At 57.9% G+C, this 14,345-nt stretch carries 11 protein-coding genes; 5 read left to right on the top strand and 6 right to left on the bottom strand.

All coding sequences use genetic code 11. The annotated features are described in order from the left end of the window. Positions 1-23: 23 nt before the first annotated feature. Positions 24-1,220: an MFS transporter gene (locus tag RYB09_RS14160; RefSeq protein WP_316888999.1), complete on the bottom strand. Its 1,197-nt coding sequence runs from the start codon at positions 1,218-1,220 to the stop codon at positions 24-26. A 247-nt stretch (positions 1,221-1,467) separates the two neighbouring features. Between RYB09_RS14160 and RYB09_RS14155 the strand changes: the two genes are divergently transcribed. The 5 genes from RYB09_RS14155 to RYB09_RS14135 all read left to right on the top strand — a co-directional run bounded on the left by RYB09_RS14155 (position 1,468) and on the right by RYB09_RS14135 (position 6,569). Then, complete coding sequence (locus RYB09_RS14155) at positions 1,468-2,826, top strand: AAA family ATPase (protein WP_058407786.1); 1,359 nt, start codon at positions 1,468-1,470, stop codon at positions 2,824-2,826. Next, positions 2,813-3,463: a hypothetical protein gene (locus RYB09_RS14150; protein ID WP_058407785.1), complete on the top strand. Its 651-nt coding sequence runs from the start codon at positions 2,813-2,815 to the stop codon at positions 3,461-3,463. Before RYB09_RS14155 ends, RYB09_RS14150 begins: the two co-directional genes overlap by 14 nt. A 142-nt stretch (positions 3,464-3,605) precedes the next feature. Then, entirely contained in the window at positions 3,606-4,337 is a 732-nt protein-coding gene (locus RYB09_RS14145; RefSeq protein WP_058400424.1) for a GntR family transcriptional regulator, read from the top strand. Between the two features lie 50 nt (positions 4,338-4,387). Continuing rightward, positions 4,388-5,674 (top strand): MFS transporter, encoded by a 1,287-nt coding sequence (locus tag RYB09_RS14140; RefSeq protein WP_058400425.1) that lies wholly within the window; start codon positions 4,388-4,390, stop codon positions 5,672-5,674. A 52-nt stretch (positions 5,675-5,726) separates the two neighbouring features. Continuing rightward, a complete protein-coding gene (locus tag RYB09_RS14135; protein WP_058407784.1) occupies positions 5,727-6,569 on the top strand; it encodes an amidohydrolase family protein in 843 nt (280 codons plus the stop codon). A 4-nt stretch (positions 6,570-6,573) separates the two neighbouring features. Here RYB09_RS14135 and RYB09_RS14130 read toward each other — a convergent pair whose 3' ends face one another. From RYB09_RS14130 to RYB09_RS14110, 5 genes are all read right to left on the bottom strand, one after another. Beyond that, the gene (locus tag RYB09_RS14130; RefSeq protein WP_058407783.1) at positions 6,574-9,612 is read right to left on the bottom strand and encodes an efflux RND transporter permease subunit; all 3,039 of its coding nucleotides are present in this window, start codon (positions 9,610-9,612) and stop codon (positions 6,574-6,576) included. After that, complete coding sequence (locus RYB09_RS14125) at positions 9,609-10,814, bottom strand: efflux RND transporter periplasmic adaptor subunit (RefSeq protein WP_080394755.1); 1,206 nt, start codon at positions 10,812-10,814, stop codon at positions 9,609-9,611. The genes RYB09_RS14130 and RYB09_RS14125 overlap by 4 nt, the downstream gene beginning before the upstream one ends. A 98-nt stretch (positions 10,815-10,912) precedes the next feature. Next, on the bottom strand, positions 10,913-11,839 hold the full coding sequence (locus RYB09_RS14120) for an alpha/beta fold hydrolase (RefSeq protein WP_058400428.1): 927 nt from the start codon (positions 11,837-11,839) through the stop codon (positions 10,913-10,915). Between the two features lie 432 nt (positions 11,840-12,271). Further along, positions 12,272-13,669, bottom strand: a complete 1,398-nt coding sequence (locus tag RYB09_RS14115; RefSeq protein ID WP_058400429.1) for a sensor histidine kinase — start codon at positions 13,667-13,669, stop codon at positions 12,272-12,274. After that, the gene (locus tag RYB09_RS14110) at positions 13,647-14,330 is read right to left on the bottom strand and encodes a response regulator transcription factor (protein ID WP_004661386.1); all 684 of its coding nucleotides are present in this window, start codon (positions 14,328-14,330) and stop codon (positions 13,647-13,649) included. Before RYB09_RS14110 ends, RYB09_RS14115 begins: the two co-directional genes overlap by 23 nt. Positions 14,331-14,345: the final 15 nt, after the last annotated feature.

The following is a 14,345-nucleotide window of genomic DNA, read 5'->3' as shown; positions in this document are numbered from 1 at the left end:
AAATCAGTTACAAAGTGCAGCGTTTACGCATTCTGCCTGGATCGATCCCTGAGCAGCGCCAGCAAGGCAGTCAGTGGCAGCACCGTGCCTGCGATCAGCACCCAGGTCCAGCCGCCATGATCAAACAACGGACTGGCCACCGCCGAGCCAATCGCGCCGCCGATGAAAATGCTGGTCATGTACAGCGCGTTGAGCCGGCTGCGGCTCGCGGCATCCAGTGCATAGACGGTGCGCTGGCCCAACACCATGCTGGTCTGCACGCAGAAATCCAGCACCACGCCTGTTACCGCCAGGCCTATCACGCTGTAGGCAGGATGAATAAGCCCCGGAAGAAAGCTCAGTGCACCGAATAGAAGAGCGCCCAAGGACGCGATGCGGGTGTAACCGGCGTCTGCCAGACGGCCGCTGATGGGGGCCGCAATGGCACCAATTGCGCCGATCAGGGCAAAGATCGCGATCTGGGTCTGCGACAGCCCGTGATTGCGTGACAGCTCCAGAGGCACGGCGGTCCAGAACAGGCTGAACGTTGCGAACATGCACGCTTGATAAAAGGCCCGCTGGCGCAGCACCGGCTGGGTGCGCAAGAGCGTCCAGAGCGAGAACAGCAACTGGCCGTAGGATGCACGATGATCCGGAACGCGTTTGGGCATGGTGGTGGCGAGTACCACACTGATGCCGATCATCACCACGACGGCCGCCCCGAACACTGCGCGCCAGCCGAAATGGTCAGCCACCAGACTGGCAATCGGCCGCGCCAGCAAAATCCCCAGCAACAGCCCGCCCATGATTCCGCCCACCACCCGGCCGCGGGATTCCTCCGGCGCCAGGTGCGCCGCCAGCGGGATCAGCATCTGCACCGACACCGAACTGAAACCCACCAGCAGCGACACCAGCAGAAACAGATTCGGCTGCTCGGCAAACGCAGCGCTCAGCAGGCTGAGCACCGCAACCGCAGTGGTGATCAGCATCAGCCTGCGGTTCTCCAGCAGATCCCCCAGTGGCACCAGAAAGAACAAGCCCAGCGCATAACCGATCTGCGTTAACGAAACGATCAGACTGGCGGCCGTACTCGACAGCCCGATGTCCGGGGCAATCAGCTCGATGATCGGCTGCGCATAGTAGATGTTGGCGACAATCGCGCCGCAGCAGAAGGCAAACAGCATGACCATGGCCGGGGTCATGCTCACGGCTTTGTGCGCCGCGTGGGACGAGTTGGGCATGAAGATTCTCGCTTGAGCGTAAACCTGGCAGACACGCGAGGCGCATCTGTCAGGCGGGTTTTTGACTGATGGCAAGCAGGCTAACGGTTTTGTCGCGGATTAAGTAGGTGCGGCGAGTTGATACAGGATATTTCCGGGAATGATGATTTGATGTAAGTCGTTTTATGGCGAGGTCTTCACGGAGCGTGCAGGAGTGCCATAATGCCGACCGTCATTGTGTTCTGGATCAATCCCCTCAGGGACCTTCATGGAAATCAAAAGCTTCAGGCTCGTTAATGTGGGGCGTTTCAGCGATCTTGAAGTCGCTCTGGCGCCTACCGAAAGACATGCGTCGAAGGTGACCGTGCTGGTTGGCAATAATGGAGCGGGGAAGACTACGCTGCTCAAGTCTGTCGCTACATCGTTGAGCTGGCTGGTAGCGAGAGTCAGGACGCCGAAAGGTGCTGGCAGTCGTATCGATGAGGGTATGGTTCAGAACGGTGCCGCTACATCCTCGATTACCATTCGGATAGAGGATGTGTTGATTTCGGATGACGAGATCAATCCACTTGAAACTGAATGGGGAATAACCGCTACTCGGAAAGGCCGAAACGCCACCTCATCCACAGTATTAAGCGAGCTCAACAGACTTGCTGATGGCTATCGCTCAAAGTTGACTGAAAAAAGTGATACGTCTCTTCCTCTTCTGGCTTTCTACCCCGTCGAGCGCTCTGTCATTGAGATACCGCTCAAAGTCCACGCCAGACATACCTTTGATCAACTCGACGGCTACGACAACGCCTTGGGGCGTGGCGTGGATTTTCGCCGCTTTTTCGAGTGGTTTCGGGAGCGCGAAGACAGCGAGAATGAAACGGGTATCTCGACAGAGTTGCTGAATGAGCTGTCTCAAAAGATCTTGATTGATACAGAACTCTGGAAAGTGCTGACCAGGGAGCATGCCTCTTCACGTGACCGCCAGCTGACTGCGGTCAGAACTGCGGTTGAGGCGTTCATGCCAGGCTTCACAAAACTGCGCGTCAAGCGTAAGCCGCGCTTGCACATGGCTATTGATAAAGACGGTAAGACGCTAAACGTATCCCAGCTGTCCCAGGGCGAAAAATCGATGATGGCGCTCGTCGGCGACATCGCCAGACGCCTAGCCATGATGAACCCGGCGCTGGAAAACCCGTTACACGGCAATGGCATCGTCCTGATCGACGAAGTTGATTTGCACCTGCACCCCAAATGGCAACGCAGTCTCATCGCCCAACTCACTACAACGTTCCCCAATTGCCAGTTCCTCTTGACCACGCATTCGCCGTTGGTCATCAGCGACAGCAAGGATGTGCTGGTGTACGTCATGGACGATGGCGAGTTACGTGAGCAGGACAGTCTTTATGGTCTTGATGCCAATCAGGTGCTGTCGAGTGTCATGGACACTGATATTCGAAATGAGGAGATTCAAACAGCTCTGGATAAACTGCAGCACTTTTTGATGAGAGGAGAGCTCGATGAAGCTCGTACTCTCTACACAGGGTTGGCTGACGAGTTACCTGCAAATCACATCGAACTGGCGAAAGCTTCGCTGCTGATTCGCAAGCTGGAAGTGCGCCGTGAGAAAGATTGAAAAGGGAAGTCTCGCGGTGCTGGAAAAATGGAAGCGCGCGAACAAGGGAAAGAAATACGCCGACCTGGTGGGGCATGAAGATATCAAGGATGCCATTCGCTACGCCTGTGTCACTGAACAGCATGGTTTGTGCGCCTATTGCTGCTGCAGGATCACTGCCGAGAAAGGCAGTGCCTGCAATGAACATGTTGAAGCGCAGCATCTAGCACCGCGTCGCACTCTGGATTTCGGCAATATTGTCGCGAGCTGCACTAACGCCAAGCGGTGTGACAAGGCTCATGGCCGTCAGTTTTTGCCGCTTACGCCGCTGATGATCGAATGTGAAAAAGAGCTGCAGTTTGAGCTTTCGGGTCTGGTGGCAGGCACCACGCCTCGGGCGTGCGCAAGTATCAACGTGCTCAATTTAGGCGATACCCATGAGTCGAACCGGGGTCTTGTGGGAGAGCGCAAGCAGATGATTGATGCACTGCTGTTTTCTTGCAGCATTGACCCTGCTGAGCTGTTTATTGAGGAAGATGATGTTCTCAATCTGTTAAAAAATGACCTGCTTGAGGTAGATGCCCAGCAGTTTCTTCAGCCCTTTTCTCCGGTTTTGGTGAATGTAATTATCGGCATACAACGCGCTCGTCAGCGTTGACCAAGGCTATTTCCGCACCATCAAGAAACCTTTTGAATTCATATCCCCGATCTGACGTCCTGACTATCGGCCCTTGACGCCCAACGGCGACGTGCCAATAATCCGCTCAAATATTCATATATATGACTGGATAACTACAACAATGAACAAGCTCTCCAGCGACGAACGCCTTCCGCTTTATCAACGTCTGCGCGACAGTCTGGCCGAACAGATTGCCAATAATCGTTGGCGTCCGGGCGAAGCCATTCCTACTGAAGCGGCGCTGTCCGCTGAGTATTGCCTGTCCACAGGCACCGTGCGCAAGGCCATTGATCTGCTCGTAAGCGACAACGTTCTGGAGCGCCAGCAGGGGCGTGGCACGTTTATTCGGCGTGCCCGGTTTCAGTCGTCACTGTTCCGTTTTTTCCGTTTTCAGACCGAAGCGGGTGAGCGCCGTGTACCGGAAAGCCGAATTTTATCGATAGAGCCTGTGGCAGCGCCTTCATCGGTCAGCCAGGCACTGGGCCTGGTGTCCGGTGCGCCGGTCATTCGGATGATCCGGCTGCGCTTGCTGGATGGTCAACCGGTGCTGGCTGAAGAAATCTGGCTGCCTCGGATGCGCTTCCAGGCGTTGCTGGATCTGGACCTCGATACCCAGGGGCCGTTGCTTTATCCGATCTATGAGGAGGCCTGCGGTCAGGTTGTGGCTTATGCGCAAGAGAGCCTGACGGCTGAAGCGGTCAACGATGTGTACGGTCGGTTGCTGCAGGTTTCGGTCGGCAGCCCGGTAGTGGTCATCGAACGACTGGCGCGCAATTACGCCGGTGAACCTTTGGAGTGGCGACGTTCACGAGGGCACGCCAGCCATTTCCGCTACAGCGTGGAAATTCGCTGATCGCACTGCAATCACCCCGACTCATTCAACGCTCATAAGGATACGAAGCCATGTTCAACTGGTATCGCGAAGTCACTCCCAAGGAGCGCAAGACCTTCTGGGCCTGTTTCGGCGGCTGGTCGCTGGACGCCCTGGAAGTGCAGATGTTCGGTCTGGCCATTCCAGCCTTGATTGCCGCCTTTGCCCTGACCAAAGGCGACGCAGGGCTGATCAGCGCCGTGACGCTGGTGACGTCGGCACTGGGTGGCTGGGTCGGCGGAACGTTGTCCGACCGTTATGGCCGGGTTCGCACGTTGCAATGGATGATCCTGTGGTTTTCCTTCTTTACCTTTCTGTCTGCCTTCGTGACCGGCTTCAATCAGTTGCTGATCATCAAGGCGCTGCAGGGCTTCGGCATCGGCGGTGAGTGGGCGGCGGGCGCGGTGTTGATGGCCGAAACGATCCAGTCGCGTTACCGCGGCAAGGTCATGGCAACGGTGCAAAGCGCTTGGGCTGTCGGCTGGGGGCTGGCGGTGGTGCTGTTTACCCTGATCTATTCGTTTGTGCCGGAGGATATTGCCTGGCGGGTAATGTTTTTCGTCGGCCTGCTGCCAGCACTGATGATTATCTGGGTGCGCCGCAACGTCGAGGAGCCGGACAGCTTCCAGCGCATGCAGAAAAACGCTGCGCCGAAGGGCAATTTCTTCAAGTCTATGGCCGGAATCTTTCGCCCCGAATTATTGCGCGTCACCTTGCTCGGCGGCTTGCTTGGCCTTGGTGCGCACGGCGGTTATCACGCGGTCATGACGTGGCTGCCCACCTTTCTGAAAACCGAACGTAACCTGTCAGTGCTCAGTTCCGGCGGCTATCTGGCGGTCATTATCGTTGCATTCTGGTGCGGTTGCGTATGCAGCGGTCTGTTGATCGACCGCATTGGCCGACGCAAGAACATCATGCTGTTCGCGCTGTGCTGCGTGGTCACGGTGCAGTGCTATCTGATGCTGCCGTTGAGTAACACGCAAATGCTGTTTCTCGGCTTTCCGCTGGGGTTCTTCGCCGCTGGCATTCCGGCCAGCCTGGGTTCGTTTTTCAACGAGTTGTACCCGGCAGACGTACGTGGGGCAGGGGTTGGCTTCTGCTACAACTTCGGGCGCGTATTGTCGGCGGTGTTCCCGTTTCTGGTGGGCCATATGAGCGAATCGATGTCGCTGGGCACTGCCATCGGCATCGATGCCGGTATTGCCTATGGCGTGGCGATGGTGGCTGCTTTCTGCCTGCCGGAAACCCGTGGGCGCAATCTTGAGGCCACGCCGGTTGCTGCAGACCCGCTGGATAAGGGCGCGGCGCAGCAGGCTTGAATATCCTTTCACCCGCGGTGTTACAGCACCGCGTTGACTTACAGATGAACTCATGACCGACCCCACCACGCCAATCCTGGGCATTGATGCCCATGCTCATGTCTTCAGCAAGGATTTGAGTCTGACGTCAGGACGACGTTACAGCCCGGACTACGATGCCACTGTGCAAGCGTATCTGGCCCACCTGCACGAACATGGTTTGAGTCATGGCGTACTGGTGCAGCCCAGTTTTCTGGGTACCGATAACCGGTTCCTGTTCGACGCTCTGGCACAGGCCCCTGATCGGTTGCGCGGTGTGGCAGTGGTTGATACCGATATCAGCCGTGGCGCCTTGCAGCGTATGGCCGGGCTGGGCATTGTCGGTATTCGCCTGAACCTCATCGGCAGGGCGTTGCCTGACTTCACGGCACCTGAATGGAAGTCGTTGTTCAAGAACGTCTGGACCCTTGGCTGGCATATTGAACTGCACCGTGAGGTTGCCGACTTGCCGGGGCTGATCCGGCAGTTGCTACCATTCGGTTGCAAGATTGTGATCGACCATTTTGGTCGACCCGATGCGCGCCTTGGTATTGATGACCCGGCGTTCCAGGCATTGCTGGAATTGGGCCTGAGCGGGCAGCTGTGGATGAAAGTCTCGGCAATTTATCGACTGGGCGGCAGTGCCGAGCAGAATGCGGCGTTTGCCCACGCTGCATTGCCGCTGCTGCTGCAAAGCTTTGGTCCGCGCCGGTTGGTATGGGGCAGCGACTGGCCACACACCCAGCATGAACAAGAAGTCAGTTACGCCAGTGTGGTCGAGCAGTTCCGGGCGCTTGAATGTCCGGAACCGCTCAAAAACATGTTGCTGGTCGAGGCTCCTCAGGCGTTGTTTGATTTTCTGCCAATCGAAATCTGACCCGCTAAGCCGCAGGCGGCCTGATCCTGTAGCTGACCACATACAGCGCAGGCAGAAAAAACAATGTCAGCAAGGTGGCAATGGCGATACCGCCGATCATGGCGATCGCCATCGGGCCCCAGAACACCTCGCGGGCAATCGGGATCATGCCCAGGCTTGCAGCTGCTGCGGTCAGCAGAATCGGCCGGCAGCGATGTTCGGTGGCCTTGACCACCGATGTCCAGGCACTCTCACCGGCAGCGATGAACTCGTCGATCTGTGTGACCAGAATCACCGAGTTGCGAATAATGATGCCGATCAGCGCCAGCACACCAAGAATCGCGACGAAGCCCAGCGGATAGCCGGATATCAATAACGCTGCGACCACGCCAATCAGCCCGAGCGGCACCACGCTGACCACTAGCAGAAGCTTTTTGACACTGTGCAGCTGGATCATCAAAAAGCTCACCACCAGCAGCAACATCAGTGGCACGACCTTCAATATGGGCCCTTGCGAGCGGGCGCTGGCCTCGACCGCGCCACCAGTAGCCAGCGAATAACGCAGTGGCAGGCGCGCGCTGAAGGCGTCGACTTCCGGTTTCAATTGCCTGACCAGCGCGGCCGGTTGCAATTTTCCGAGCACGCTGGCTTTCAGGGTGATGGTCGCCAGCCGGTCGCGACGCCAGACCAGCGGCTGTTCCTGCTCGTAACTGAGCGTGGCGAACGCCAGCAGCGGCACGCTCGCACCATTGGGTGTCGGGATCTGCAGGTTGCCGAGGCTTTGTACCGAGTTGCGCTCATCGTTTTCTGCGCGCGCGACCAGGTCGATCAGGTAGGTACTGTCGCGCACCTGCGTGATGGTCGTTCCGCTGACCATGCTGTTGAGAATTTGCGCCACGTCTTCCGAAGACAGGCCGAATTGACGCACCTTGTCCTGCGCGATATCAATCTTCAGTACTTTGCCCGGCTCGTTCCAGTCATAGATGACCTGGCCGATGTTCGGGTTGGCGTCGAGGATGGCCGCCAGTGCCATCGCCTGGCTGCGCACCTGTTCGATGTCCGGGCCGCTTACCCGGTATTGCACCGGCCAGCCCACTGGCGGCCCCATGTTCAGTGGCTGGACGTAGCCGCCCACCCCGACATAATCGTCACGAAAGCGCTGGCGCAGACGCTCGATCAGACGATCACGCGCTGCGCCGCCCTGGCTGACGATCACCAGCTGCCCATAAAAGGGATTGCTCAGTTGCTGGTCCAGCGGCAGGTAGAAACGCACCGCACCTTTGCCCACATAGGAACTCCAGCGCAACACATCGGGATCGTCCTTGAGCGTGGCTTCAAAGCGATCCATGGTCTGGCGTGTGCCTTCGATGGAGCCGTTTTGCGGCATATAGATATCCACCAGGATTTCCGGGCGGTCGGAGTCCGGAAAGAACTGGTTCTGCAGCAGCCTGGCCGCAAACAGCGAGGCGATGAACATCAGTAGTGTGATGCCGATTACCCACCAGCGGTGCTCCAGTGTCTTGACCAGCAGGCCGCTGAAGCCGCGCATCCAGCGCCCCGGCGCGGCATGCGGCGCCGACGCCTTTAGAATGTGCACGCCAATCAGCGGCGCAAACAGCACCGCCACCAGCCAGGACAGCAGCAGGGCCACGGCGATGACCGCGAACATGGTGAACACATATTCGCCCGCTGAACTGGAATTCAGGCCGATGGGCACGAAACCGGCAACCGTCACCAGCGTGCCGGTCAGCATCGGGAAGGCGGTCGAGGTATAGGCAAAGGTCGCGGCCTGCGGTAACGAATCGCCGCTTTCCAGGCGGGTCACCATCATTTCGACGGTAATCATTGCGTCATCCACCAACAGGCCCAGGGCGATGATCAGCGCGCCCAACGAGATGCGCTGCATGGTGATGCCGCTGTACTCCATGAACACGAAGACCAGCGCCAGCACCAGCGGAATCGAACAGGCCACCACCAGACCTGCGCGAATGCCGAGGCTGATGAAGCTCACGACCAACACAATCAGGATCGCTTCAAAGAGTGCATGGGTGAAGCCGCCGATAGCTTTTTCAACCACGTCGGCCTGGCTGGACACCAGATGCACGCCGATGCCCAATGGCAGCTCGGTGGTCAGCTGGTCGATGCGCTGCTGCAACTGCGTACCGAATGCCTGAATGTTGCCGCCTTGTTTCATGGCCACCGCAAGCCCGATGGCCGGTTGGCCATTGAAACGGAACAGCGAGGAGGGCGGGTCGGCGTAGCGGCGTTCGATGGTCGCCAGATCGCTGAGGCGAAAGAACCGCTCGCCGAAGCGCAGGTTGACGGCCTCAAGGTCCTTTTCACTGCTGAACTGACCGCTGGCGCGCACCGCAATGCGTTCCGGGCCTGCCTCAATCACCCCAGCAGGCGTTACCGAGTTTTGCGCTTGCAGGCTTTGCAGCACCTGGCGCTGATCGATGCCCAGCGCCGCAAGCTTACGGATCGAGAAATTCAGATAAATGACTTCGCGCTGGGCGCCGAGCAGCTCGATCTTGCCCAGGTTGGGTACGCTGCGGATGTCGGCGCGTACCTGTTCGACGTAATCGCGCAACTGGCGAAAGGACAGTCCATCAGCGGTGAACGCATAGATACTGCCGAACACGTCACCAAACTCATCGTTGAATGCAGGGCTCTGAATGCCGCTGGGCAATTCGCTGCGTACATCGCTGATCTTCTTGCGCACCTGATACCACGCTGCCGGAATATCGGCGCTGCGGGTCTCGCTTTTGAGAAAGACAAAAAGCGTCGATTCGCCGGCCAGTGTGTAGCTTTTCACGTAATCCAGCGCGTCGATTTCTTCGAGCTTCTTTTCCAGCCGGTCGGTAACCTGTTGCAAGGTGTCGGGTAGCGTCGCACCCGGCCAACGCGCCTGAATGACCATGGTCTTGATGGCAAAGGAAGGGTCTTCCTCGCGGCCCAGATTCAGAAACGACCAACTGCCCATCAGCAGTGAAACGAACATCATGTACCAGACCAGCGTGCGATGCCTGAGCCCCCAGGCCGACAGATTGAAGCGTTCCCTCACAAACTGACCTCTCGCTGCATGCGTACTTTCTGTCCGGACTGCATGCCGTTGACGCCGGCAGTCATCACTTCGGCCACCTCGACCTGTTGCCCCGGATAGAGAAACTGCAGCCCGCGGGAAACCACCCGATCGCCCTCGGACAGCCCCTCTGAAACGATCACTTGACCTTGTTCATAGCGCAGCACATTGACCCGCGTCAGCTTGACCCTGGCCTGAGCGTCCACCTGCCAGACTGCCGGTTGACCCTTGGTGCGGCTCAGCGCTGACCAGGGCAGGGCGAACGCCCGTTGCGACCGAACCTGCAGGCGGGCGCTGACCACTGAGCCGAGCGCAGGCGCAGCGGCGACTTTCGGCAGCGCAACGCGCACTCGCAACGTGCCGTTTGCGGCGGAAACGATGGGCGTGATTTCCCTGATGATGCCGGTCAACTGAATGCTCTGCTGAGCAATAGGGCTGATGATCACCGTGGTGCCTGTCTGATCGGAGCGCAGCAGCGATTCATACACGGAAAATACCGCTTCGCGTTCGCCATCGTGAGCAACACTGAACACCGGCGCGGCGGCTTGGACCACCTGACCTTCTTCGGCGTGCCGTGCAGTGATGACGCCATCGGCTACTGCGAGCAGTTCGGTGTAACCGACTTGATCACGTGCGTTGGCCTGTTGAGCTTGCAGCGCTGCCAATTCAGCACGCGCACTCGCAAGGCCGGAGTGTGCCTTCTGGTATTCACTGAGGTTGGTATAGCCCTTGGGCAGCAGCACTTGCTGACGCTGGTAATTCTGTTCGGCTAGGTATAAACGCGACTGTCGTATGGCCACTTCGGCATTGGCCGACGCCAGTTCGTTCTTCTGTTCTTGCGGGTCCAGCCTGGCAAGCACTTGCCCGGCACGCACGCGGTCCCCGACATCGACATAGCGTTTGATCAGCTTGCCCGACACGCGAAACGCTTGCTCGGTCACCTTGCGCGCCTGGATATCGCCTGTCAGCGTCACACTGCTTGAGACGTCCACCAAGGCAACTGGCTGCACCTCGACTCGCACCAGCGCCTTTTCCGCAGGTTTTCCTGCGGAGCAAGCGCTGAGCGAGAGCAGTGAAATGAACCCCAGCACCAGGCCGGGCTGAACAGGTATGAAGTGCGATGGCCGGACATTTCCGGTAGCACGGCAGTACCAACGCAAACGCGTTGCAAAAGGAAAAGTCATCAACGAATAGCACTGCCCGATCAAAGAAACCAACACCGGTGAATCACTGCGTCACGCCGGAAAAGCTGAACGGCTTCCCGGGCGCAGGCGAGCGTGCTTCAGGCCATCGCGGTGACGCTTGGCCATACCTGTTGAGTGGCTTCAGTGCCCAGGAAAGTCAGTGCGGTGCGTTGCGAGTGGTGCCACGCCGCCTTGCTCTCAAGGTCCAGAAAATGCCCGGTGTCCGGAACTACGTTGAAACTGCTTTTGGCGATGTAGTTGGAAAACATCCGCGCATCTTCAACGGTGGTGTACTCATCTTTTTCACCGTTGATGAACAGCACCGGAATCTTGATCGAGGAGAAACGCTCGACATAGTTAGTGGCGCTTAGTTTACGAATCTGGCTAATGTGAAAGTCGATCTGGCGATATTCGTGTTCGGCAAGGCTGATCAGGTGCTTGTAGTTATAGAGTTTGAACAGACGCGGCAGGTACTTGCCCACGGTGTCATTGAGCAGTGAGCCGATCTTGCGCTTCTCGCGGGCGGCCAGGTAGATCTGGGCGTTGTCGATGTAGTCGAGCATGGCCTCGTTGAGGACCGGCGAGAACGAACTGATGATCGCCTTTTCCACGGATGGCGGGCATTCGGCAAGGGCCAGCAGCGCCGATACACCGCCCCAGGACACCGACAGCAGGTGGTTCACCTGGTAGAGGTCGATCAACTGCAGCAGGATATTTACTTCATCTTCCTTGCTGACAATCATGTCGTCCGGGTTGTGGGCTCGGGATTGCCCCGAAAACGGCAGGTCGAATAGTACAAGGTTGTAGTGCGGTTGCAGGTACTTGACGGTCTGCCCGAAAGAGCCGGTGGTCGATAACGCACCGTTGACCAGCAAGATGGTCTTGGCCTCGCTGCCTTTCCAGTAAGTCTCGGTGTAAACCTTGTACTGACCTACGCTTAAAATCTTTGATTGTGCGCCCATAACAGCCTCCCAGCCGATGTTGATCCAACTAATTAGTACAGCGTTCTCTGCTCTGGCAGCCATGTCAAAGCCTCGCCTTGTTAGTGGCGAAATCCGGTGAGTTATTATTTTGGGTGCAGCCAAGCGGTGCAGCAGGTACCTCGTTTGCCCGGTTATAGATAGCGCAGTGCCAGCGCAGCGACAAGACGCTGACGTCATAAAAATGTCTATTCGTTCACATTTTGCCTGTGAGGCGAAGAACTCCCATCTGCTCGATGGGGTGATTTATTCGGGGAAAACCGTCATATAAAGCCAGAAAAGCGCATTTATTGAGTGGAACTTGTGAGCGCTGAAACGGTCAAGCTGTGTCGTTTTTTGAAACATATTGTTACAATTTAGCGCTTGGCAGACTGCGCCAGATAACTATCGAAAGCTCTGGAAGCATTGAGGCAGACGCTTCAAGCTCGTCAAAAAGCAGGCGCGCAGCGTTTTACGGAAGGGGGTTGTGACTGAATCTCAGGCGAGGGTGTTTACGGTGCGACATTCCAGCAACAAGCTTGCGCCGCCGTATTCGCTGATGCCTATCTGCAGCGTAAAACCATGCAGATTGACGATGGCGGCGACTACGGAGAGACCGAGCCCGAAACCGCTCTGTTCAGTGCCGGTTTCGCTGCGATAGAAGCGCTGGAAGACGGCTGCGCGCTCGGCGACGGGGATGCCGGGCCCGGAGTCCTGTACTTCGATGCATGGCGTGAGGCCGTCGCTGGAGGGGTAGGCGCTGATTTTCACAATCCCGCCGGAAGGGGTGAACTTGATTGCATTTCCCAGCAGGTTGGTCAGCGCTTCAAACAGCAGGGCTCGGTCGCCTACCAGTGTGGGTAACGTGTCGTGCAGGTCCAGCAACAGGGTGATCTGGTCTTCTTCGGCCAGCGGCAGGTAGAAATCATGCAGTTCCTGCAGCAGTGGCTGCAGCTCTAGTTCTACGAAGGCTGAGCGTCGCTGACGGTCTTCCAGTTCCGAAATGCGCAGCAGCCCACGAAAACGCGCCATCAGCGTGTCTGCTTCACTGATTACCTGGGCAATCTGGGTGGAGTGGGGCGAATCGTGCGCTGATTGCTGCTGAATGCGATAAAGCTGGGCGCGCAGCCGGGTCAGTGGCGTGCGCAGGTCATGGGCGATATTGTCGCAGACGCCCTTGACCTCGTTCATGAGCTTTTCGATACGGTCGAGCATGGCGTTGACGATCACCGCCAGCATGTCCAGCTCATCGCGCCTGTTCGAGACCGGCAGGCGACCGGCCATGTCGCCGGCGATGATTGATTCGGCGCTGGCCTGAATGGCGCGTATGCGGCGCAACGGTCGGCGGCGCAGCAAATGCCAACCGGCGACCCCGGGAATAATGGTCAGAGAGATGCCCCACAGCAAGGCGTGCAGGATCAGGGTGCTGACGGCAAGCAACGAGCCATTCTCGCGCACCAGTACCAGCCAGCGCCCGTCGGACGTTCGGTTGACTATCGCATCACAGCTGCCTTGCGGCAGGCCCGGGTCATCCGATTCGATGCAGTCGCTCAGTACATGGATCTGGCCGTCGATGGGCAGGTTTTTCGGCACGCGGGTGATAGGGCCTGCCACGGGGCGAAAGTTTCGGTCGAACAGGCCGTAGGCGTCCACTGCGCGCGTATCGAAGGTCATGCTGGTGGCCAGAGCGTCAACCAGTGCCTGACCTTCAAAGCGCGAAAACAGCTGCTGGCGGTGAGTGAGTGACTGGCGGGCGAGGTTATCCAGGTAGGAGTTGACCTCCCAGTAGAGAACGCCCAGCAGCATCACGCTCCAGGCGACGAACAAGGAACTGTATAGCGCCAGTAATCGGCTTGTTGAAGATCGCCAGCCCTTAGACGGGTTCGGCAATAACATAACCTGAACCTCGCACGGTCTGGATCAGCTGTGCGGTGCCAGGTTGGTCTATCTTCTTGCGCAGACGGCCAATGTGTACGTCGATCAAATTGGTACCCGGATCAAAGTGATAGCCCCAGACTTCCTGGAAAATCATCATGCGGGTGATGATCTGGCCGCTGTTGCGCATCAGGAATTCCAGCAGCTTGAACTCGGTGGGCAGCAGGGTCAGCGGCTCACCACCACGGCAGGCTTCGCGGCTGATCAGGTTCAGTTCCAGATCAGCGACCTGCAGCACGGTCTTGCCCGCGCTGACCGGGTTGCTGCGGCGCAGGAGCACTTCGACACGTGCTGCCATTTCGTCGGAAGCAAACGGTTTGGGCAGATAGTCATCACCGCCTGCGCGCAGCCCGCGCACCCGCTCGTCCACGTCGGAAAGGGCGCTGATCATCAAGATCGGCGTGGAGATACCCTGGGCGCGCAGGTGGGTGACGATGGTCAGACCATCCATCTCCGGAAGCATGCGGTCCAGAGTAATCAAGTCATAGTCTCCGCTCACTGCACGTGCAAGACCGTCACGGCCGTTGTCCACCCAGTCCACTTCCAGTCCGTGGTTGCTGAGCTCGGTCACGATTTCCTTTGCTGTGATGGCATCATCTTCGATTGCCAGAATTCGGGTCATGGTCCCTGCCTGAAT

It is taken from the genome of Pseudomonas syringae group sp. J254-4 (assembly GCF_032586855.1).
Lineage (GTDB): Bacteria > Pseudomonadota > Gammaproteobacteria > Pseudomonadales > Pseudomonadaceae > Aquipseudomonas > Aquipseudomonas amygdali.
Note: the sequence above shows the minus strand (reverse complement) of the source record. Positions and strands in the feature narration are given on the sequence as shown.

Coding starts and splice junctions, on each gene's coding strand:
- RYB09_RS14160 (WP_316888999.1), bottom strand. CDS start 1,220: ATGCCCAACTCGTCCCACGCGGCGCACAAAGCCGTGAGCATGACCCCG.
- RYB09_RS14155 (WP_058407786.1), top strand. CDS start 1,468: ATGGAAATCAAAAGCTTCAGGCTCGTTAATGTGGGGCGTTTCAGCGAT.
- RYB09_RS14145 (WP_058400424.1), top strand. CDS start 3,606: ATGAACAAGCTCTCCAGCGACGAACGCCTTCCGCTTTATCAACGTCTG.
- RYB09_RS14140 (WP_058400425.1), top strand. CDS start 4,388: ATGTTCAACTGGTATCGCGAAGTCACTCCCAAGGAGCGCAAGACCTTC.
- RYB09_RS14135 (WP_058407784.1), top strand. CDS start 5,727: ATGACCGACCCCACCACGCCAATCCTGGGCATTGATGCCCATGCTCAT.
- RYB09_RS14125 (WP_080394755.1), bottom strand. CDS start 10,814: ATGACTTTTCCTTTTGCAACGCGTTTGCGTTGGTACTGCCGTGCTACC.
- RYB09_RS14120 (WP_058400428.1), bottom strand. CDS start 11,839: ATGGCTGCCAGAGCAGAGAACGCTGTACTAATTAGTTGGATCAACATC.
- RYB09_RS14115 (WP_058400429.1), bottom strand. CDS start 13,669: ATGTTATTGCCGAACCCGTCTAAGGGCTGGCGATCTTCAACAAGCCGA.
- RYB09_RS14110 (WP_004661386.1), bottom strand. CDS start 14,330: ATGACCCGAATTCTGGCAATCGAAGATGATGCCATCACAGCAAAGGAA.